Annotated in this window: 11 protein-coding genes and 1 pseudogene; 8 read left to right on the top strand and 4 right to left on the bottom strand. The window is 72.6% G+C overall.

Going from position 1 to position 22,558, the window contains the following annotated elements; genetic code table 11:
• Nucleotides 1-65 precede the first annotated feature (65 nt).
• The 3 genes from NBZ83_RS06210 to NBZ83_RS06200 all read right to left on the bottom strand — a co-directional run bounded on the left by NBZ83_RS06210 (nt 66) and on the right by NBZ83_RS06200 (nt 6,826).
• Entirely contained in the window at nt 66-2,168 is a 2,103-nt protein-coding gene (locus NBZ83_RS06210) for a glycosyltransferase family 87 protein (RefSeq protein WP_261567477.1), read from the bottom strand.
• A gap of 197 nt (nt 2,169-2,365) precedes the next feature.
• Nucleotides 2,366-4,474: a transglycosylase domain-containing protein gene (locus NBZ83_RS06205; RefSeq protein WP_261574516.1), complete on the bottom strand. Its 2,109-nt coding sequence runs from the start codon at nt 4,472-4,474 to the stop codon at nt 2,366-2,368.
• A 1,944-nt stretch (nt 4,475-6,418) separates the two neighbouring features.
• Entirely contained in the window at nt 6,419-6,826 is a 408-nt protein-coding gene (locus NBZ83_RS06200) for a DUF5318 family protein (RefSeq protein ID WP_261567457.1), read from the bottom strand.
• A 561-nt stretch (nt 6,827-7,387) separates the two neighbouring features.
• Between NBZ83_RS06200 and NBZ83_RS06195 the strand changes: the two genes are divergently transcribed.
• The 3 genes from NBZ83_RS06195 (at nt 7,388) to NBZ83_RS06185 (ending at nt 10,988) form a co-directional block, all read left to right on the top strand.
• Nucleotides 7,388-8,200, top strand: coding sequence for a PadR family transcriptional regulator (locus NBZ83_RS06195; protein WP_261567456.1), 813 nt, complete (start codon nt 7,388-7,390; stop codon nt 8,198-8,200).
• Nucleotides 8,201-8,318: 118 nt separating this feature from the next.
• Entirely contained in the window at nt 8,319-9,392 is a 1,074-nt protein-coding gene (locus NBZ83_RS06190; RefSeq protein WP_261567455.1) for an inositol-3-phosphate synthase, read from the top strand.
• 192 nt (nt 9,393-9,584) lie between these two features.
• Entirely contained in the window at nt 9,585-10,988 is a 1,404-nt protein-coding gene (locus NBZ83_RS06185; protein ID WP_261567454.1) for an MFS transporter, read from the top strand.
• Nucleotides 10,989-11,004: 16 nt separating this feature from the next.
• Here the strand turns inward: NBZ83_RS06185 and NBZ83_RS06180 are convergent, their stop codons facing one another.
• The gene (locus NBZ83_RS06180; protein ID WP_261567453.1) at nt 11,005-12,474 is read right to left on the bottom strand and encodes a CCA tRNA nucleotidyltransferase; all 1,470 of its coding nucleotides are present in this window, start codon (nt 12,472-12,474) and stop codon (nt 11,005-11,007) included.
• Between the two features lie 174 nt (nt 12,475-12,648).
• On the opposite strand from NBZ83_RS06180, the gene NBZ83_RS06175 reads away from it, so the two are divergent.
• From NBZ83_RS06175 to NBZ83_RS06155, 5 genes and pseudogenes are all read left to right on the top strand, one after another.
• Nucleotides 12,649-13,119 (top strand): NUDIX hydrolase, encoded by a 471-nt coding sequence (locus NBZ83_RS06175; protein ID WP_261567452.1) that lies wholly within the window; start codon nt 12,649-12,651, stop codon nt 13,117-13,119.
• Complete coding sequence (locus tag NBZ83_RS06170; RefSeq protein ID WP_261574515.1) at nt 13,116-15,848, top strand: DUF6049 family protein; 2,733 nt, start codon at nt 13,116-13,118, stop codon at nt 15,846-15,848. The genes NBZ83_RS06175 and NBZ83_RS06170 overlap by 4 nt, the downstream gene beginning before the upstream one ends.
• On the top strand, nt 15,845-19,168 hold the full coding sequence (gene murJ / locus NBZ83_RS06165) for a murein biosynthesis integral membrane protein MurJ (protein WP_261574514.1): 3,324 nt from the start codon (nt 15,845-15,847) through the stop codon (nt 19,166-19,168). The genes NBZ83_RS06170 and murJ overlap by 4 nt, the downstream gene beginning before the upstream one ends.
• 619 nt (nt 19,169-19,787) lie before the next feature.
• Nucleotides 19,788-21,797 (top strand): protein kinase family protein, encoded by a 2,010-nt coding sequence (locus NBZ83_RS06160; protein ID WP_261567449.1) that lies wholly within the window; start codon nt 19,788-19,790, stop codon nt 21,795-21,797.
• Between the two features lie 391 nt (nt 21,798-22,188).
• A pseudogene (locus NBZ83_RS06155) lies at nt 22,189-22,558 on the top strand (hypothetical protein); the annotation flags it as partial.

Genomic DNA, 22,558 nt, shown 5'->3' with positions numbered 1-22,558 from the left:
CCCCCTGGTCCGGTGGTGCATCCGGCAGGGACGACGGGCCGAGGGACGGAGGCCGGGGGACCGCCTCAGCCACCGGGGGGACCGGCCCCGTCGTCGGCGTCCGGGGCGGCACCCGCGCGGTTCTGCCGTGGCCGGAACAGGGCACCCGGCTCCAGCGGCTCGAACTCCGGGCGCACCGCAGGCTCGCCCGCGGCGCCGGCATCCGTCCCGGCGCCGGCCTTGCCGGCCTTCAACCCGGCGTCTGCCGTGGTCCCGGCGCCGGGGGTCACTCCGGCCTCGGCGGAGGCGTCACCGTCGCGTCCGTCCGCGTCGCCGGTCGCCGCGGGGAGCTCGCGGGCGCGGTCACGCGGCGACCTCGTCGGCCGTCCGTGCCAGCCGCCGCGCACGTCGGGCGCATGGTCCAGCACCCCCCCGGCCGGGTCATCCACCGCGCCGAGGTCCAGCGCCGCAGGCCGGTCCGTGGCGAGCCGGTCGGCCGGCCGCGCCCAGCCGCCGGTACGGACGATGTCGGCCCACGGATGCAGGATCTCCCGGATGACGAAGCCCGCCATGATGAGCAGCACCAGGTCGCGCAGCGCCACCGCACCGACGAACCAGCCCCGGTCGATGCCGCGCCGACCCTGGGTGTCGTTGTAGATGAAGTGCATGAACCGGGTGAACAGCACCCACGCCTCGCAGGCCTGCCAGAGCAGAAACAGCCGCCACCGCGGCCGCGCGAGCGCCACGAGAGGCAGCAGCCAGATCGTGTACTGGGGGGAGAAGACCTTGTTGCTCAGCAGGAACGCGACGACGAGCAGGAACAGCACCTGCGGCAGCCGTGGCCGGCGCGGCGCGAACCAGGTGAGCAGCCCGATCGCGATCACGGCGACGACCAGCGTCGCGGCGGTGATGGTGTTCAGGGTGCCGACGGGCAGGCCGTGCTCCCGGATGCCCTGCAGGACGAGCGGGACGGCGACGGAGACCGTGATCCAGGTGGCCGCCGCCGAGGCGACGACGAGGCGCCGGGTGTCGGGGCGGTGCACGATCAGCGCCGCCGCCACCGCGAGGACGACAGCGGCGGTCACGACACAGACCAGCAGGTGCATCGGCGCGAACCAGGCCGGGTCGTGGCGGTCGGCGAGCCAGGTCGCGCCGAAGGCCACCGAATCCCAGTCGGCGCCCCGGTCGGAGTTCAGATCGACGAACCGCGCGAGGGCGTTGCGTGCCCCGTCCGGACCCCCACCGAGCAGAGGCAGCCAGTCCCCGCCGTGCCAGAAAGTCGCCCAGATGCTGTCGCCGACCTTGTTGTTCTGCTTGTCGAAGTAGCCGGCCACCAGCCACAGCGGCACGACCACGACGACCACCGTCACGATTGCCGTGATGACGGTCTTCGCCAGCTCGCGCAGCTTCCCCGCGCGCAGGCAGACGAAGAACAGGCCGAGCAGGAACAGCACCGGGTAGAGCTTGGTGAGAATGCCCAGGCCGAGCAGCAGGCCAGCCAGCCGCGGGGCCCGTCTGGACCAGGCGAGCAGGCCGCCGGCGGCGAAGGCCACCGCGAGGATGTCCCAGTTCGTCAGCAGATGCAGGATGAGCGCGGGGGCCAACGCGAACAGCGCCGCGTCCCAGACCCGCCGGGATCCGGCCGTCAGCGCGGTACAGGCCACTGCCACGCCCGCCGCGACCATGAACAGCAGCGCGGTGAGGTCGTAGAAGACGGCCGAGCGGCGATCCATCGTGTAATGGTCGAACACCCGCCGGCCGCCGTCGTCGCGGTAGACCGCCCGCGGCCCGGACGCGTGGCCCGCGGGCCAGGAGATGAGCTGCATCGCCGCGCCGATCAGCGGCGGGTACTCCGTCGGGTAGTCCAGGTAGGGGATCTTCCTGTCGACCAGACCCTCCTGACTGTAGAGGGCGACGACGTCGGAGTAGCACAGCGAGCTGTACTGGTGCTCGTGCGTCCAGCTCCGGGTGTCGCGGCAGCCGATCTTCTGCGTGTAGCCGAGGACGCTGGCCACGATGACCAGAGCCATCAGCACGCGCAGCGGAGTCAGCCAGGTCCGCCGGTCCGGGACGACCGCATGTTCGCCGGGCGGGCCGCCGATGAGCTGACTCGCCTCCGCCACGACCGGGTCCTCCCGGGCCGGGCTGACGCGGGCGGGAGGCGCCGGTGTCATGGCCATGCGGGCCATTCTCACCCAACGCACCGACGCTTCAACTCACCTGCTTCCGGAACGGCGCCCGCGCGGGCGGACGGTGACCGGGCTCGATCACCTGGGAGTGGGACCGGTGGACGGACCGCCACCCGTCGCCGCGGGATCGGGGCTGCGGGAACGCATCGTGACCACTCCCCGGCCGCCCGATCCTGTCGACGCGGTCGGCCCACCGGTCACTTGAAAGGGTCGACGAAGATTCCCGCCGGGCGGGGGGACCTGTTCGGGTTCGGGCGGTTCGCGCCGGGCTGCTGGGGCTGCTGTCCGTCGCCGTTGCCGTTGCCGCCGCCGTTGCCGCCGTTGCCGCCGCCGAGCAGGTCACCCAGGTTGAAATCGACGCCACCGGTGGAAGGCGCGGTGCTCGGCGTCATCGTCGGCGTCGGCGCCGGCTCGTTGTCCTGGACGAGTCCACCGAAGGCCGGCGGGTCGAACTTGGATTTCGGCACCCCCTGCAGGGCGGCGTCCATGAAGGCCTTCCAGACCTTCGCCGGGAGGGTACCGCCGTACACCCCGTCCGTCGCACCTGGAATGCCCTTGAGCGTGTCCTTATTCTCGCCCTTGCCGCGGAACATGTCGACGCAGGAGGCGATCTCCTTCGTGTATCCGCAGAACCAGGCGGACCGGAAGTCGCTCGAGGTACCGGTCTTCCCGGCGGCCTCACGGCCGCCCGCAAGCGCGGCCCGGTGCCCGGTACCGGTCGGATCGGTGATCACACTCTGCAAGGCGTAGGTCGCGTCCCGGGCGACCGAGGCGGGAATGACCTGCTTGACGTTCTGGTCGGCGCCCGAGTAGATCACCTGGCCGCTGCCGTCCTGCACCTTTTCCACCATGTGGGGTTTGGCCTGCACCCCCTTGCTGGCGAGGACTGAATAGACGGTCGTCATGTCAATGGGGTAGACGTTGTCCTTACCCAGAGTGATACCGGCGACCTGCTCCAACGCAGTCGAATCCCGAATGCCGAGAAGGCGCGCGGTAGCAATGACGTTTTTGACACCGATGTCCTGGCCTAGTGGCACGTACACCGTGTTGATCGAACCCGCCGTGGCCTTGATGAGGTCCTTGTAGCCGAGGTCGCCCGCATCGCTCTCGTCGTTGTTGACGATGTAGTTGCCCGGCAGCGTGATCTTCGCCGGCGCGGCGAAGGTCGACTTCAGGTTGATGTTCTTCTGGAGCGCCGTCACCAACGTGATCGTCTTGAAGGTCGATGCGGACTGCACCTGCGCCCTGGAGACGTTGTCCTCGTACTGCTCGCGCCCCTGCGCGTCCTTGCCATACAGCGAACCTCCGTACCAGGCGAGTATTCGGCCGGTCCCGGGTTCCACCGCTGACAGGCCGGTCCGCAGATCCGGCACCGCCGCATACGCCGTGCTCAGCACGCCGCTGACCGCATTGAACGCGGCCATCTGGCGACCCTTGTCGATCGTGGTGGTGATGCGCAGGCCACCGCGATTTATCTGATCCTCGGTGATCCCGTTCGCCATCAGCTCACGTTTCACCTCGTCGCGTATGTACGCGACCTGAGCGGAGGAGGTGGTGGCGTTGTCCGCCTTGGGGATGACCGGCGGGGGCTGCTCGCTGGTGATCGAAGGGGGTGCCCAGCCCTCGGCGGCCATCGTCGCGACCACGTCATGCCAGCGGCTGGCCGCCGGCCCGGGATTCTTTGCCGGGTCAAGATAGTTCGGTGATCGAATCAGACCCGCGATGACCGCGCCCTGTTGCGCCGTGAGATCCGCGGCCGTCGTGTTGAAGTACGCCTTCGCCGCGGCCTCGATGCCGTAGGCACCGCGACCGAAGTAGATCGTATTCAGATAGAACCCCAGGATCTGGTCCTTGGAGTACTTCTGGTCCAGCTTGACCGCGAGCACGATCTCCCGCATCTTGCGGGTGAACGTCCGTTCCTGGGTCAGATAGGCGTTCTTCGCGTATTGCTGCGTGATGGTCGAACCACCCTGGAGCTCCCCGCCGCTCACGTTGACGTAGATTGCCCGCGCGATGCCCTTCGGGGAAATCCCGGGCTCGTGATAGAAGTTTTTGTCCTCGGCTGCGAGCACCGCGTGCTGCATTTCCTTGGACACCTGGGCCAGCGGCACGTCGGTGCGGTTCACCGTCCCGATGCGGGCAAGCTCGTCGCCGGTTCCCTGGTTCGACCCGGCCGGCGGCCCATAGAAGATGATCGAGGTCTGGTCGGTCTTCACCTCACCGGGCAGCGGCACTTGGGTCGCCGCGTAGACGACCGCGATACCCGCGACGAACAGCAGGACCGAAGAGAACACACCGGCCAGCACCAGCCTGCGCAGCCAACGCGGCCGCCGACGCCACCACATCGGACCACGCCGGCCCTGGCCCGGACGGGGGATCCGCCCGCCACGGCCCGGCCCGCTCGGCCCACCGGGGCCGTCTGGTCCACCCGGGCCTCCCATCGCCGCCCGCGAGGTGCGCTCGGAGCCTGCCCGGCCCGGCGCGGTGCGCCCGGGGGCCGGCCGCCGAGCCCCTGGCCGACTCGGCCCGCTGCGCCCCTCGGCGGCCTCCCGCTCGCCGACTCGCAGCGCCATCCGCTCGGTCGCCTGGGTGGGCCGATCACGTCGCCGCCCGGCGACCCGGCGCACCGGCGTCACCTCCGTCATTCCCGCGCGATCCGCACCCTCGCGCCCGGCCGACTCCGGCGCCACCTTGTGGTAAACGGTCGCGTCGGCGGTGCGTTCCCGGACGTCGACGCGCCGCAGCGCCGCCTGGTCGACGGTGTCATAAAGCGTGTTGACCCCCGCCGGGCCCCGGGCTGCGCCCGCGGCCCGATCCGGCCCGGTCGGCCGCGGCGGGCGGTCCGGATGGTCCGGGCCGGAGCCGCGCCTGGCGCCGACGGCACCAGCCCGGTCTCGGCCCCGCCCGCCGCCGACGACGGGTTCCTCGGCAGCCGCCCGGTCGCCATGACGGCGCGGATCGGTACCGGCCCCGCCGATGGATGCCTGATCGGTTCGGGAACCGGGGCCCGGATCCGCGACAGGGACGAAGGGCCCGCCCGCGACCGCGCGGGTGGCGCCCGGGTCCCGGGACGGGCCCGGATCGCGGCTCGCCCGAGGATCGCCGGCGGCACCCGCCGCGCGGGGCGTGCCGGCCGCACGGGTGGGACCGGCGACGCTAGATGCAGCACCGCCCGATCGGGCCGCCGGTGGGTCAAGGTCGCGGCCGTCAAATGCGCCCGCGCGCCCGCCGGCCCGGCCGGCGGACCCCCCGGACGCACCACCGGGCAGCGGACTCTCCCCAGCCGGGCCTGATCCCCCGCGCTGCGGCGCCCGCCGGGGGGCTCTGGCCCGCTCGGGGGAGGCGCCGCGGGTGGAGGGCAGAGCGCCACCCCAGCCGTCGTCGGCCGCGGCGGCACCGGGCGACACGCCGCGCTCACCGGGCCGATCAATCGAGCCGCGGTCCGGCACCCAGCCGGCGGTGGGGAGCGCCGCCGCATCGGCACCATCCGGCCGCCGTGCGGGCCCCGCGGCACCGGCGGAAGGAACGGGGACCGCTGCGCGCGCAGGCGGTCCGGCCGCTGCGGCGGGCGGCACCAGCGCAGCGCGTTCGCCCCGCCCATCGGCCGGTCGGTCGGCCGGCCGACCGGCCGGGGGCACCAGGGCGGCACGAGCCCCGCCGCCGGGCCCGCTGCCAGCACCGTCCTGCCCCGGCGGGCCACCCCGCCCCGCCGGGGCAGGCGGGACAGGTCGACCCGGTGGGCCGACTCGGTCAGTTCGGTCGCGCCTAGCCCGATCGGAAGGCGCACCCTGAACCGGGCCGGGGTCAGACCTCGTCGGGTCCGACCCCGGCCCACCCCGATAGCCGCCCTGATCGTAGGGAGAGCTCACCAGCCGCTCCATCCGTCGCTCTGGGACTCCCCGGTCACCGGGCCGCCGCAGGGGACGAGCCGGCACCCCCAACCGCTACCGAAGGTCCGATCCCTGCCGCCCCGGCCCCGCTGGACCCCGGCCGGCGTGGACACCGGCGGCCGCGGACCCCGAGTGGGACCCGGCCGACCACGCAGGATCGGGCCACCCACCGGGTTCACCCTGGAAGGGGCACGACATGGCCCCACCCGTGGCTGGTGCCACGCCTGGACCCGCCGCGAAACCCACATGGCAGACCAGGATCTCACGCCAGATTCCGCCCGCACGCGCAGGGCGCCCGCCGACCGTCACCGGCGCCGCGGGCGACCTCGCGAACTGCGGCGCTGTGCTGGGCCGACGAGTTCAGGTGTCGACTGCGCTACGGCGGTGGTGGCGCTTGGCCCTCGGCTCGCCGGTGCCGATCACATAGGAGGTGGTCAGATGGTTCCATCCGCACGGACGGCACACCTCGACGACATAGACCCGCAGCTCGCCGTACCTCGCCGCGAGCGCCGGAAGGTCCTTTGTCGCCCGCGCGCGGCCGGAGCTTTCACCGAGCTCGTCACCGTAGGTGTACGTGACGTGGATGAGCGGATCGGCGCCGCGGCAGACCGGGCAACGCTTGCTGGTCGGCTCGCCGTGGTACTTGGCTGCCCGCAGCAGGTACGGATGCGCGTCGCAGACGTCAAGGGGCGACACGCGACCCGCGTGGAGATCCGCAAGCGCCGCCCGGCGGGCGAGCGCGTAGTCGATTACCGACCGCGGACGCATGCCTCAACGTTACGCCGCGCGGGTGTTCCAGGCAGATGGTCCGGACGGATGCCCACCGGACCGACTCCGCCCGGACGGCCCCGCCACGCATCCCCCGGAACCGGGCCTCGCGCTCACTGTGAGCCGGATGACACTGTGATGCCGCCCCTACCCGTAGCCAGGTCACCGGGCGGGCACCGTCGGCCTTGGCCCGATCCCGCGGGTGGGTGCTCCGCGGCCAGATCGAATCCCGATCTTCCCTGTGAGCAGGCAGTTTCCAGGGCCGACAGCGGCTGCGGCACGATCGTCGCCGACCGATCGGCACCGATCCGGCATGGCGGCCCGGCGGGGCCGCGTCACGACCGCACCCGGAGGTGGAAGTGTCGTTCTGTCATCTTCTGGTCGCCGGATGGTCATTCCTGGTTGCGGCGCTCGTCCCGAGACGTCTATCCTCGATGTATCGCTTCGATATGTCGGAGCGACAGATATGCACTCGACACCGCCGAGAGCGCCGCACCACGACGCGACGGACCGTGGGGTGACCACGCCCGCCACCGCGGGCACGGCCGAGGAGGGTGGGTCATGCTGGAACTGGCGGTTCTCGCCCTACTCTCCGAGAGCCCGATGCACGGTTACGAACTGCGCAAGCGGCTCGCCGCGCTCCTCGGTGCCTTCCACCGGTTCAGCTATGGCTCGCTCTACCCCTGCCTGCGCCGTCTCGCGGACGGCGGATACGTCACCGCGGACGACGTGAGCGCGACGACCCGGCTCGGTGGGCGCAGTCGGGTCGTCTACACGCTGACCGGCGAGGGCAAGGAGAAGCTCGCTGACCTGCTCGGCGAGGGTGGCCCGTCCTCGTGGGAGGACGAGATGTTCGGCGTGCGGTTCGCCTTCTTCGCGAAGACGGACGCCGCCGTGCGCCTGCGCATCCTGGAGGGACGCCGCGGCCGGCTCGAGGAGCGCCGGGAGAAGGTCCGTTCGGCCCTGACCAGGACCGTCGAACGGTTCGACTCCTACACGCTCGAGCTCCAGCGTCACGGGCTCGAGTCGGTGGAACGCGAGGTCCGATGGCTCAACGAGCTGATCGAGACGGAGCGGGCCAGCGCCCCGGCCAACCTCACGGAACCACAGTTGTCCACAGCATCCACAGGGTTGTCCACAGCTCCATCCACAGGATCGGAGCCATCCACAGGATCGGAGCCTGGCACGCTCCCCTCTCCCGCTCGTGGCAGCGGGACGGGGCGCCGTGCGGGCAGGACAGCCCGGCGGGACGGACGCGGCAGCTACCTCGACGGCACGCACGGCGGCAACGACGGCGACGCGCGCAGCCGGAACAGGAACGCACAGGCCGAGGCTGGCCACGACCCCGGCGGCGAGGTTTCAGCCGGCCGGTGAGTGGCCCCGCACAGCGGCGCCCGCACCCGGCCGGTCGGCTGGGCGGGCGGCACCGTGGCGGAGTCGTTCGCCCGAAATTTCCACTTCCATAGAAATCGCAGCTAAGGAGCAGACCGTCATGGGTTCGGTACGTGTCGCCATTGTCGGCGTAGGTAACTGCGCCGCCTCGCTGGTCCAGGGGGTCGAGTACTACCGCGGCGCCGACCCATCGGCGCAGGTCCCCGGGCTGATGCACGTAACGCTTGGCGATTACCACGTCTCCGACCTGACCTTCGTCGCCGCGTTCGACGTGGATGCCAAGAAGGTCGGTCGCGATCTCTCCGAGGCCATCGTCGCCAGCGAGAACAACACCATCAAGATCGCCGACGTGCCGCCGCTTGGCGTCACCGTCTCCCGCGGCCACACCCTCGACGGCCTCGGCCGCTACTACCGGGAGACCATCGAGGAGTCGGACGAGGAGCCGATCGACGTCGTCGCCACCCTGCGGGAGTCCCGGGCCGACGTGCTCGTCTGCTACCTGCCGGTGGGCTCCGAGAACGCCGCGAAGTTCTACGCCGAGTGCGCCATCGACGCCGGGGTCGCCTTCATCAACTGCCTGCCGGTGTTCATCGCCGGCGTCCCCGAGTGGGCCGAGAAGTTCCGGGCCGCGGGCGTGCCGATCGTCGGCGACGACATCAAGTCGCAGGTCGGCGCCACCATCACCCACCGGGTGATGGCGAAGCTCTTCGAGGACCGCGGCGTGGTCCTCGACCGCACGATGCAGCTCAACGTCGGCGGCAACATGGACTTCAAGAACATGCTCGAGCGCGACCGGCTGGAGTCGAAGAAGATCTCCAAGACCCAGGCTGTGACCTCCCAGGTCTCCCACGACCTCGGCAAGGACAACGTGCACATCGGGCCGTCGGACTATGTGGCCTGGCTCGACGACCGCAAGTGGGCCTACGTCCGGCTGGAGGGCCGTGCGTTCGGCGACGTACCGCTGAACCTGGAGTACAAGCTCGAGGTCTGGGACTCCCCCAACAGCGCCGGCGTGGTCATCGACGCGGTGCGCTGCGCCAAGATTGCGCTGGACCGGGGCGTCGGCGGGCCGATCCTGTCCGCCTCGTCGTACTTCATGAAGTCCCCGCCGGAGCAGTACCGCGACAACGAGGCCCGCGACAAGGTCGAGGCGTTCATCCGCAACGAGGGCTGAACGAGGCCGCTGGCCCGGCCGGCGCCCGGCCGGCGCGCCGATGCCCGCATCCCCGGGTAGGGGATGCGGGCATCGGGTTCGGTCGTCCGAAGGGGGCGACCGAACCCGATGAGGCCCCGGCCACGCGGCGCGGGGGCCCACATGGGCCCACCGGTGATCCGAGGCGGGCCGGGGGGCCCTACGCTGGCAGGCGTGGCATGGTCCGCTAACCTCCGCGAGCTGCTCAGCGGCCGCGGGTTCCGGATGCTGTACGCGGCCCGGCTTACCTCCCAGGCCGCCGACGGTGTCTTCCAGGCGAGCCTCGTCAGCTACGTACTGTTCTCCCCCGAGCGCGCGACGTCCGCGGGAGCGTTGGCCTCGTCGCTGGCGATCGTGGTGCTGCCGTTCAGCGTGATCGGCCCGTTCGCGGGCATCGTGCTCGACCGCGTGTCCCGCCAGCGGGTGCTGGTGGTCAGCTCGCTCGTGCGGATGGTTCTCATGGCCATCCTGGTGGTCCTCATCGCCGCTGAACGCACCGGCGTCGACTTCTACGCGGTGGCGCTCGCGTCGGTGAGCGTGAACCGTTTCGTCCTGGCAGCGCTGTCCGCCGGGCTGCCCGTCGTCGTCGACGTCGACCGCCTCGTCACTGCGAACGCCCTGTCGGTCACCTCCGGCACCATCGCGACCCTGCTCGGCGCCGGTCTCGGCAGCGGCGTGCGGGGCCTCGTCGGCGGCGGCGACCGTACGGTGGCCCTCGTCGCGGGCCTGGCGGCCCTCGCCTACCTGCTGGCGATGGTGACGGCGACGCGCTCCGGCCGGGCCGACTTCGGCCCCGTGATCGCCGTGCCCTGGCAGGGAGCCTGGCGGCAGGCCACCGGGGTCGTCGCCGACATGGTCGACGGCGCCCGTTACCTCGCCGGCCACGGCCCGGCCCGTCGGGCGCTCGCCGCGCTGACCACGTCCCGGGCCGCCTACGGGCTGGTCCTCGTGATGACGGTGCTGCTGTACCGCAACTACTTCACCGGCAGCGAGGGCGGCCTGACGGGCCTCGCCGCGGTCGTGACCGCCAGCGGGGTCGGCACCATCACCGCCGCCGTCGTCACTCCACGCGTCACCCGGCGGATGCCGAAGTCGAGCTGGATCACAGTGGTCCTGGTCTTCGGGGGCGTCGTCGAGGTGGTGCTGGGGCTGCCCTTCAGCTCTGCCCTGTTCATCGTCGCCGGCGCGCTGCTGGGCTTCTCCGCCCAGGCCAGCAAGATCTGCGTGGACACCATCGTCCAGGAGCAGACCGACGACGCCTACCGCGGCCGCGCCTTCTCGCTCTACGACCTGCTGTTCAACGTCGCTTTCGTGGCAGCGGCGGCGATCGCCGCCCTGATCCTCCCCGACGACGGCCGCTCGGCCACGGTGGTCATCATCGCCGGCGTGGGCTACGCGCTGGCCGGGCTGGGGTACTACCGGGCCGCCCGCCGCCATCCCGAGGACCGAGTGATCCGCGGCGTGGGCGACGGGCCACCGCAGCCGCACGAGACCATTCCCCCGCCCAGCAGCTCGGCGGACCCGGCCGGCCGGATCAATCCGATCATCTCGGCGGGGCCGGCCGGGACCCGCGGCTGACCCCGCCGCGGCCGGGTCACTCGCCGGGAATCGGCACCTCGTGCTCGCGGGCCCACCGGAACAGCTCGGCCTCGGCCGCCTCGCGCCCGACGATGCCACGCTCGAAGCGGAGCTCCATCATGTGCGCGCGGGCCTGGCCCACCAGGCGAGACGGGGCGAGCCCGAGCAGCGCCATGATGTCGTCGCCGGACAGCTCCGGCCGGATCGACGCGATCTCCTCACGCGCGGCGAGGTCGGCGATCCGCTCCTCCAGCGAGTCGTAGGTACGCGACAGCGCCGCCGCCTTGCGCCGGTTGCGGGTGGTGCAGTCGGAGCGGACGAGCTTGTTGAGCCGGGTCAGCTGGGGCCCGGCGTCGTGCACGTATCGGCGCACGGCCGCGTCCGTCCACTCCCCGTCGCCATAGCCGTGGAAGCGCAGGTGCAGGTAGACGAGCTGGCAGACGGCTTCCGTGACGTCCTTGGGGAAGTGCAGCGCGGCCAGCCGGCGCCGCGCCATGTCCCGGCCGACGACCTCGTGGTGGTGGAACGAGACCCGCCCGCCCGGGATGTGCCGCCGGGTGCGCGGCTTGCCGATGTCGTGCAGCAGCGCCGCCCAGCGCAGCACCTCGTCGGGCGCGCCCGGCTCCTCCAGTGCCATCGCCTGGCGCAGCACGGTCATGGTGTGCGCGTAGACGTCCTTGTGCTGGTGGTGCTCGTCGATCTCCATCCGCATCGCCGCCACCTCGGGCAGCACCATCTCGGCGACGCCGATCTCGACGAGCCGCTCGAGACCCGCCACCGGGTCGGGGGCGCTGATGAGCTTGCGCAGCTCGTCCCGGATGCGCTCGGGGGAGACGATCGCGAGCCGCTCGGCCCGCGAGCGCATCGCCTCGACCAGCTCGGGCACCGGGATCAGCCCCAGGGCCGCCTCGAACCGGGCGGCGCGCAGGATGCGCAGCGGGTCGTCGTCGAAGGACGCCTCCGGCCTCGCCGGAGTACGCAGCACGCCGCGGGCGAGATCGGCCATCCCACCGAACAGGTCGACGAAGTCGTGGCCCGGGACGGACACCGCCATCGCGTTGACGGTGAAGTCCCGGCGGGACAGGTCCGCCTCCAGGCTGTCGCCGTAGGTGACCGCGGGGTTGCGGGACTGCCGGTCGTACGCCTCGCTACGGTACGTGGTGATCTCGAAGCGCAGGCCGCGCCGGGCGAGCCCGACCGTGCCGAAGGCGATCCCCGCCTCCCAGGTGGCCTCCGCCCAGCCTCGAGTGATCTCCAGGACCCGCTCGGGCCGGGCGTCCGTGGCGAAGTCGAGGTCGGCCGGGGCGCCGGTGGCGCCGGTGGCGGGCCGGCCGAGCAGGGCGTCGCGGACCGAACCACCGACGAGGTGGAGCAGGTGACCGTGCGCGGCGAAGACGCGACCGAGCTCGTCCGCGGCCGGCGGCACCCTGAGCAGCTCACTCACCACCCGTTCGGCCGAGTCCCGCGGGTTGTCCAGACTGATCACTGACACATCTTCAGGTTACGGGGTTCGGCGCGGTGAACCGGCACCCGGACGGGCCGGGGGCGATCACATCGCGGCCGCGGCGGTGCGGATCTCGGCACCGGGATCGACGGGCACAAGCGGGGCGTTCCAGGCACGCGGGCCGGCCGGAGGACCCGAGCCTCGTACGATCAATCCATGCCGCCGTCGACCTCCTCCACCGGGCGCGCGCTGCTGCCCCGGGTGGAGGAGACCTCGGCGGGCGGCCTCATTCTCGACCAGTGCTCCACGGATGCCTCCGCCGCGCTCATCGCCCGCCGGGATCGCCATGGGAGGCTGCTGTGGCTGCTGCCCAAGGGGCACGTGGAGGCCGGCGAGACCACCGAGCAGGCCGCCGTGCGCGAGGTCGGCGAGGAGACCGGGCTGACCGGGTCCGTCCTCGGCCGGTTGGGCACCATCGACTTCTGGTTCGTCGCCGGGGGGGCACGCATCCACAAGACGGTGCACCACTTCCTGCTGCTGCGCAGCGTCGGCTCGCTGTCGGACGCCGACATCGAGGTCGACGCCGTGGCCTGGGTTCCGCTGGCCGAGGTCGCCGCGCGCCTCGCCTACGCCGACGAGCGGCGCCTGCTCGACGAGGTGCCCGTCGTGCTGGCCGCGACCGCATGAGCGCACCGCACCGGCATGGGCGGCTGCGCGGGGTGTCCGACGGCCGCCGTTGGCCGGTCCGGCTCGCCACCGTGGTGCTGCTCGCCCTCGTCATCCCGGTAGCCGGCGGCTCCGCGGCGGGCGCGACGATCCGCGGCGGTCTGGTGGAGCGGATCGCCCGAGCAGATTCATCCACAGGAACACCACGGTCTTCCACAGCTTCATCCACAGGCGAATCGGGCAATCCGCTATCTTCTTCACCGGTAACGGTGGCGTCGTCCACCGTCTCGGGTAACCCGGTGGCCGTCTCGCTGACCGGCGTGCAGGCGCCGGCGGCCGGCTCGTCCGTCGTGTCCGTGCAGGGGACGCTGTCCACCTCGGTGACCCAGCCCCTCACCGACCTGCGGATGAGCCTGGAGATCGGTTCCGCGCCCCTGATGTCCCGCGCACAGCTCGAGACGCTGACGAACAACACCGCCGCCGCTCGCTCCCTGACCAACCGGCCGCTCACCCTCGCCAGCGGCGAAAGCACCCAGCCGCTGCCCGATCCGCCCGTCCGCGGCGCCAACCCGGTCCCCTTCATGCTCACCGGAGCTCTCGGCGCGTCGGCCCTGCCGAGGCCGGTCGGCGTCTACCCGCTGCGGGTCTGGGTCAGCGGTTCCGTCGGCGGGAAACCGGCGAAACCGATCGGCGCCGCGTACACCTTCCTGGTTCGTTCCTCCGGCCAGCAGCAGCGGACCCCGGTGGCCGTGGTCCTCCCCCTCGCCGACCGGCCCCACCTGCGCTCGGACGGCCTGCTCACCGACAACGACCTCGCCACCGAGGTGGGGCCGACCGGCCGGCTGTCCCGACTGCTCGACGCGGCCCAGCCGGATGCGGTCACGCTCGCCGTCGACCCGACGCTCGTGCAGGCGTTGAAGATCATGGAACGGTCGGGGGGCTACAGCTGGGCCAGACCCGGCGGCGCGGTACGGCAGCCGACGGCGGACGCCGGTGCGGTCCACTTCCTGTCCGGCCTCGCGAACTTCGCCGCCGCGGGCGGTCAGGTCATCGCGCTGCCCTACGGCGACGCGGACCTGGCCGCGCTGGTCCACGCCCAGAAGCTGGACACGGTGAAGTACGCCGTCAACACTGGCCAGGTTGTGCTGGCCGGACTCCTGTCTCGAGACACCGCGCAGGTGGGCTCCGTCGCCTACCCCGCCGACGGACTGGCCGACACCACCACCGTGGACGTGCTGCGCCAACTGACGGTCCAGACCGTGCTGCTCGACGACCGGCTGCTCCCCCCGTCGCGCGCCGTCACCTACACCCCGTCGGCGGCCGTCGACCTGCCGACGTCGGCCGGCCCGATCCGGGCCCTGCGGGCCGACCACCGCCTCGCCGAGATCGCCACCTCCTACCGCCAGGCCGCGGACGGCCCCGGCGCCGGGACGGTCCTGTCGCGTTTCCGGGCCGAACTCGGCATGATCGCCGCGGAACTGCCCGATCAGCCGCGGGCCCAGGTCCTCGCGCTGCCGCGGGACTGGGACCCGCCGATCGGCTGGGCCGAGCAGGTGCTCGGCGCGGTCGACAGCGACTACTCCGCCGCCGCCCCGCTCGGCGGGCTCACCAGCCAGTACCTGCCCACCGCCCCGCGCGGCACGCTCGTCTACCCCGCCGACGCCCAGGCGCGGGAGCTGCCCGGCAGCTACCTCGACGCGGTCACGGGCGTCAGCGACGAGGCGCTGGCGCTGGGACCGGTGCTCTGCCCTCGGCTGAAGGCCGCCGTCACCTGCCAGGACGTCAACCCGATGTACAACGCGCTTGTCACAGCAACCTCCGTCGCCTGGCGCGGAGCCGGCATGGTCGACGGTGTGTCGTTGAGCCAGCAGGTGGACGGGGCCGTGTCCGCGATCCGCAACGGCATCCAGGTGGTGGCCTCCCACAGCGTCAACCTGACGAGCAAGCACGGGCTGGTGCCGATCACGCTCGAGAACAACACGGACTTCGAGGTCACCGTCGTGCTCGCCTTCTCGTCGACCAACCACTCCCGCCTGCGCTCGCCGATCCGCCAGACCCGCGCCCTACCGTCGGGGCAGAAGGCCCAGATCGAGATAGAAGTGGACGCCGAGGGCGCGGGGACCTTCCCGCTGGAGATCCGCCGGCTCAACCTCAGCGGCCAGGAACTCTCGACCGATCCCCCGACCCGGGTGCTCGTGCGGTCCACCGTCTACGGCGCCATCGCCACCGCCATCACCATCGGCGCCGTCAGCGTGCTGCTGCTGGCCGTCGTGGTGCGCCTCGCCCGCCGGCTGCGGCCGGGCGCACGGCGGACCGCCAAAGCCCCGAACGCCGCCAACGCCGCCAACGCCGCCAACGCCGCCAACGCCGCCAACGGCGCCGGCGGCGCCGGCGGCGCCCCCGAGCCGAGTGGCGGCGGTGCAGCCACGGTCGGCGGTGCGGCGCTGCCGGGTCCCCCGGGGAGCTTGGCCGACGCCGACCCGCCGCCCGTCTGGCAGGCGCCCGCCGCAGTTGCCTCCGGGTGGTCGAGGGGCGCCCCGACCGCCGACCTCTCGTACGCCGCGCGCCGCGGGAAGGGCGTCACGCCCGCCGCCCACGGCCTGGACCCCGGGCCCAGCCCGGACCTCGGCCAGCACCGGGACCCGGACCCGCGGCAGGACCCCGGCCAGGGCGCGGCGCAGGACGCCGACCCGGGGCGGGAGGCCGCCACCGATCAGGTACCGACCCGCCGGCGACGGAGCGGCCCGTGACCCCCGTCGAGGGGGAGGGCAGCTCGGGCCCACGGCACCGCCGAGGCGGCACCGGTCCCCGAGGCGGCCGCGGCGATCGTGGCCGCGATCCGCGGCGAGACGCCGCCGGCGACCCGGACCACCTGGCCGACGAGTGGCCCGGCGATCCCGACTGGCCGGGGGCAGATCACGATCGGCCCCACGCCTCCGATCAGCCCCACGCGGACTGGTCGTACCCCGCCCAGGACCAGCCGCGGTACCGGGATTCCGGCCGGCCGTACGCGGAACCCGACCATTCCTATCCGGGTGGGGACCGTTCCTATCCGAATCCCGCCGGGCAGCATCTCGACGAGCGGTACCTGAACCACGACCAGCGGTACTTCCCTCCGGACGATCGGTATCCCGGTCCCAGCGGTCAGCCCAGGAATCCGGATGATGAGTTCGGGGGTCGCGACGACGGTTACCGCCATCGGGACGATCCGTATGCGGATGTGGATGGGCAGTATGTGGAGCGAGCCCGGCGGGCGGCCTACCCCGAGCGCCGGTTCGCCGACCACGACCCGGCCGGGCCGTACGGCACGCCCCAGACCGGCGACGACCGATGGGCCGACCCGCGCGACGGCACCGCACCGCGCTCGATCCCGCCACCCGGCGCGGCGCGGGGCCCGGCTCCGGAGGCGACCCGGAAGCTGCCGGCGTCGTCGCGGACTCCACCGCCGCCGCCCAGCGTGCCGCCGCCGTCCGAGGGCAGTCCCGGCTCCGCAGCCCGTGGCCGGGCTCAGCCCGCGCCGCTGGTCGACGGGACACGCACCACCAGGCTGCCCATGCCGCCCAGCCCGCCGCGGCCGGTAGACCCGACGCCTGGGCCGCGGCCGCAGGACAGACCCGGCTGGCCCGCCGGTCCGGGTACCACCGGTCCGGACTCCGACAGGAATGGGGCGCAGGACCAGCAGCCGGATAACACCGACCGCTCCCGGCGCTTCGCTGGCGAGCGGCGTCGGCCGTCTCTCGGCGAGTCCCGGCCGACGGTGGCACTTCCGCGCAGCAACGTCCGGCGCATCCCCCCGGAGTCGCGACAGCCTTCGCGCGGACGGGACACCAACCTGCCTCCCGACGCCCGCGACGCCCGCCGCAGTGGCAGCCGCCTCGGCGCTGGCCGCGACGGCGCCGCCGGCGGTTGGCGAGACGATCCGGAAGCCGACCCACGAGCAGTCAGCGATGTCGGAGACGGCCGGGGCCCGGGGGACGGCAGCGGCCTGCGAGGCGGCAGCGACTTCAGGGACGGCAGCGATCTCAGGGACGTTCGCGCCGCCAGGCCTCGGCAGCCGCCCCCCCGCCACGAGACAGCCGAGCGGAACGGCCGGCGCGACTCGGCGACTCGTCGGACCCCGCGCCCCGCCGACGCGGCGGCTACCACCGCGCTCGCGAAGCCGGCAGCCGCGAAGCCCACGACCGCGACGCCCACGACCGCGACGCCCACGACCGCGACGCCGATGACCGCCCGCCGGGGGAAGGCAGGCGCGGGGAAGCCCGGGCCGAGCCTCGGGCAGGCCAGCGGGATCATGGCGATCGGCACGATCGCTTCCCGGGCCTCCGGCTTCCTGCGCACGGTCGCGATCGCCGCCGCACTCGGCACCAGCGGGGTCAGCCAGGCCTACAACGTCGCCAACACCACCCCGAACGTCCTCTACGACCTGCTTCTCGGCGGGATCCTGACCAGCGTCATCGTCCCGGTGATGGTGCGCGCGGCCAAGGAGGACCCGGACGGCGGGGACAGTTTCGCATCCTCCCTGCTGACCATCATGATCCTCGGGCTCAGCGCGGCCGTGGCGGTCGGCATGGTGGTCGCGCCCTGGATCACCGATGCCTACCTGCACTCGGGGCCGGCGGAGCGGGCGCTGGGCACCGAGATGCTGCGCTGGTTCCTCCCGCAGATCATCTTCTACGGGGTGGGCGCGACGATCGGCGCGATCCTCAACGTCAGACAGTCCTTCGCCGCGCCCATGTTCGCGCCGATCCTGAACAACCTGCTGGTCATCGCCACCTGCGTGGCCTTCGTCTACATCGTGTCGGGACCGCACCCACCCGGGGTGGACGGGCCGAAGGCCATCAGCAACGCGCAGATCACCGTGCTCGCCGGCGGGACGACGCTGGGTGTCGTGGCCATGACGCTCGCCCTGCTGCCATCGCTGCGCAAGGTCGGTTTCCGGTACCGTCCGCGGCTGGACCTGCGCCATCCGGAGCTGCGCTCGGCGGCCCGGCTGGCCGGCTGGACGCTGCTGTTCGTCATCGTCAGCCAGGTCGGCTACCTGGTGATCGTCAACCTGTCGACGGCGACGACCGCGTACACGATCTACACCTACGGCTACCAGATCTTCCAGCTCCCGTACGCGATCATCGGCGTCTCGGTGATCACGGCGCTGTTGCCGAGGATGAGCGGGCACGCCGCCCAGGGCCGGCGGGATCTGGTCCGGGCGGACATCTCGACCGCGACCCGCGTCGCGGTCACGGCAATCGTGCCGGCAGCCCTGTTCATCCTCGCCCTGGGACGGCCGATCGCCGTCGCCGTGTTCTACCACGGCGCGGTCCGATACCACGCCGCGGTGGACATCGGCGACACGCTCAGTGCCTTCGCGCTGGCCCTGGTGCCGTTCTCGCTGTTCCAGGTGCAGTTGCGGGCGTTCTACGCCTACCAGGACAGCCGGACGCCGGCGCTGGCCAACATGGGCGTCGTCGCGGTGAACGTGCTGGGCGCGGTGGTGCTCACCGTGCTGGTGCCCGAGCAGCATCGCGCGCCGGCGCTGGCACTGGCCTTCGCCTTCGCCTACCTGGTCGGGCTCGCGGCCACGACGATCCTGCTGCGCCGGCGGCTGGGCGGCGTCGACGGCAACCGCACCGCCCGGGTGATCACTCAGGTCGCGGTCGCCGCGGGCCTCGGCGCCGTCATCGCGTCCCTGCTGGCCCGCGGAATCCGGTCGGTGATCGGGACGGGCTGGCTCAGCTCCGGGGTCGCGGTGGTGATCGCGACCGTCGTGGGCGGCGCGCTGTTCGTCGCGGTTGCCAAACGGATGAGCATTTACGAGGTCAACGCTCTGATCGAGGTGGTCAACAGCCGCCTCGGTGGTCGCCTGCGCCGCGGGCGCGGCCGGGGTGGGCCCGGCGGTCCGGCCTCACCCCCGGCACCGACCGGGCGGACCCGGCAGACCGGGCGCACGACCCGCCGGGAGCCGTCGTCGCGGACGACCCGTGCCGCCACACCGCCGCGGCGGGAAGGTCCGGACGACCGGCCGGGACCCGCGGCGGGGACGCGCCGGACAGGCCGACCGCCGCGGCGGCGCTGAACCGCCCCCACCGAAATCCGTACGAGGCGTGTTCTCGTGATGTGCGGTGTACGCGAGGTCGAGAGGGCCTGTCGAGCCATCCGTCGTTACAACCCGGTGTAGTTGAGAAACACCGAAAAGATCACCCTACTAATGCGTGGGGATACGACGGAGGTTCATCGCAGCTCGGCGGGCCGCACGACCTGCTTCGCTGCCCGGCCGAGCGGACCATCGTGACTGATGGAAACGCCCTTTTCGGCCTTGCGGCGGGCGCAGCCGGGTACGGCCGGGCTCGGCCGGGGGCGGTCGAACCGGGAGCCTCGGAGGTTGGTCGGAGACGACCAGGCGGGCGTCGTCACAGCCGGTACACAAGGGCGGGTTGTCCCAAGACATTCGCGAGATCCTCCGCGCCTCCTCGTACACTGGACACGCTGTGCGCGGGCCCCGCCCAACGTCGCCGGTGAACCAGGCGCAGCCTCCGCTCGTCACGTTGTTCACCGTGGCGACAAGTTCCGGGCGACGAAGGATTCCGGGGTCTCCGCCCACGGTCACGGCACACTGGGCGGACCCCTGCCCGGGTGAGGTTAGGCAAGCCCGACGGCGGATCGTCCACGTCGGGCCCGTGGACGACGGAGGCGCTGTGGTCGACGGAAGCAACCGACCGCAGGCTGAGGACGTCGACAACGACGTGACACTGACCGCCTCCGCAGCCCGGAGCCCGTCGACCCCCGCCGGCACCGCGGTGCTCGCCGAAACCGTCCTCGATCGCCGTTACCGCCTGCTTTCCGCACTCACCAGCCGCGGGCCGGTCACCCTCTGGCGCGGCGACGACAAGGTGCTCGCCCGGCCGGTCGCGGTACGCATCGTCGAACACGGCCCGGTGAACCCTGGTGACAACGGCGCCCCCGCCGCGGACCCGAACCAGGAACAGGCTGCCCGGCGTCTGCTCGCCGCGGCCATCAACTCCGGCCGGCTCGTGCATCCGGGCGCCGCCTCCACCTACGACGCCACGACGACGACCGCCGGATCGCGGCGCATCTCCTACGTCGTCTCCGAGTGGGTCGACGGCAAGACCCTTCGCCAACTCACGGCGCAGGGGGCGCTGCGCCCCGAGCAGGCCGGCGCCGTGGTCCTCGCCGCGGCCCGGGTCATCGCCGCGGCCCACGAGCGGGGCATCCATCACGGCGACCTGAACCCCGGCGACGTCATCGTCTCCGGCCACGGCACCGTAAAGATCATCGATCTGGAGATCGGCGGTGTGCTCGCCGAGCTGGAGCGCTCGGGGACACCAGGGGAACTCGACGGCGCTCGGACGGGCGAGGATGCCGAGGCCACGCAGGTGGTGGGCGAGGCCGACGGCGCCGCCGCCGACCTACGGGCCCTCGGCGGTCTCCTGTACGCGGGGCTCACCGGCCACTGGCCACTCGGCGGGGACCGCGGGCTACCCACCGCCCCGACCTCGGGCGGGCGGCTGCGCAGCCCCCGGCAGGTCACTTCGTCCGTGCCCCGCGACCTGGACGCCATCACCATGGCGACCCTCGGCGACGAGCGGGCGGGCGCGCCCATCACCACCGCGGCCGAGCTCGTCGAGGAGCTGGAGTCGATCAATCCCGTCGACGCCGTGCTCGACACCGGCCTGATGAGCCTCGGTGAGGCCCCGCCCAACACCGAGGCGATGGACGTGGACGGTTTCGCCTCCTCCGACTACCGCGCCGCGTCCGACTACCCCGCGCAGGGCCACTACACGGACACCGCCGGCTATCCCGGCCCCGCTCCCGCCGGCCGCGACGACCGCTACGACACCCGCGTCGACCGGGCCAGCGGGCCGCGCGGCGGCGACACCGGATACGGCCGCGGCGGATACGACACGCGCGGCGGGTACGACAACCGGAGACGCGACGATCGGCGGGACGACCAGGGCCGGGACGACCGGCGGGACGACCAGGGCCGGGACGACCGGGGCTACCCCGCCGGTGCAGGCGGCTATCCGCCGGCGGACCGCTATCGCGACGCCCCGCAGCGCGGGCGCGGCGGATCCGGCCCGTCGCTCGGCCGGGTGCTGCCGTGGATCGCGCTCGTCGTGGTCGTCATCGTCGTCGCCGTCGTGGCCGTGTTCGCGCTGCGCGGCTCCGGGGGCGACGGCGACAACACCAACCCCTCGCCGGCGGCCTCCAACCGGCCCGACGCGTCCGGAAGCGTGCTGAACCCCACGGGTATCGACTCCTTCGACCCCGGCGACACCAACCCTGCCAAGACCGAGAAGCCAGCCGATGTCGACAAGGCAAAAGACGGCAATCCGACCACGGAATGGACCACTGAGGGTTACCGCAGTGCCAGGTTCGGCGGCCTCAAGACCGGCGTGGGTCTGCGACTGAACTTTGGCCGGCCGATCACCCCCTCCACGGTGACCGTGCAGATCGGAAGCAAGAGTCCGGTCTCCTTCGAGCTGCGCAGCGGGGATTCGCCGGCCAGCACGATCGACAGTTACAAGGTTGTTGTGCCCACGCCCAGCGCCGCGGGGGAGGTGCCCCTGACCATGCCCTCCGACCTGACCCCGGCCCAGTACTGGGTGGTGTGGCTGACCTCCCTGCCGCTCGACGACGATGGGCAGTACCGGGGCTCGATCGCGGAGATCACCTTCCGGTCCTGACGGGGCCCCGGACCGATCCCGGCACCCCATCACCGAACGTGACGTGCGGCTCAGGGTCGACGACGTGCTCGGCCGGCCGCCCCGACGTTCCGCACGGCCGTGGTGCTGGCCGACGTCCCGGGACCGCCCCTCGCGGACGGTGCGCGACTGGTCGATATGCCTGCCGGCACGGCGAAAAGGTGCTGTTCGTGGGGACGGGCGAACCTCGCCCTGTTTCTCGGTCACCCACCGCCCGGGAACCCCTGAGCGCCGCCCACCGTCTCAGAAGTAGGACACCACGATGCGGTGGCCCCCGCGCGGCGGCCACCGGACGCCCGCAGTCGGTTCGCCGGTCGCGGTCCCCGCCAAGCGGCCCCAGGGTGCCCGGACCTGCCGGAGGAGGTGATCAGCAATGGCGACTGACCCGACAGACGAACGTCACCGACCCACGGACCCACGCTCCGCGTTCCCGCTCGGCCGCCGGTCCCGCGGGCACGACCAGCATCCCGACGTGGAGCTGCTCGACGCCGTCGCCGGCGGCGAGCCAGTCGCCCGCTCGACCCGCGACCATATTGAGACCTGCCTGGCGTGCCGCGAGTCGATCGCCGCGCTTCGCAAGGTCCGCGCCGACCTGTCCCGGCTGGCCGCGATGACGATGCCGGGTGACGTGGCCGAGCGCATCCAGGCGGCGCTGGCCGCCAGCATGCCGCCGCGCCCCCGCCCGGTGCACGATCCCGCCGCCCGGCCCGGCTCCGACGCGACCACCACCGACGCTCCCGCAC

Source organism: Frankia gtarii (genome assembly GCF_025403375.1).
In the GTDB taxonomy this organism is placed as follows: Bacteria; Actinomycetota; Actinomycetes; order Frankiales; family Frankiaceae; genus Frankia; species Frankia gtarii.
This window is presented reverse-complemented; position numbering and strand designations above follow the sequence as displayed.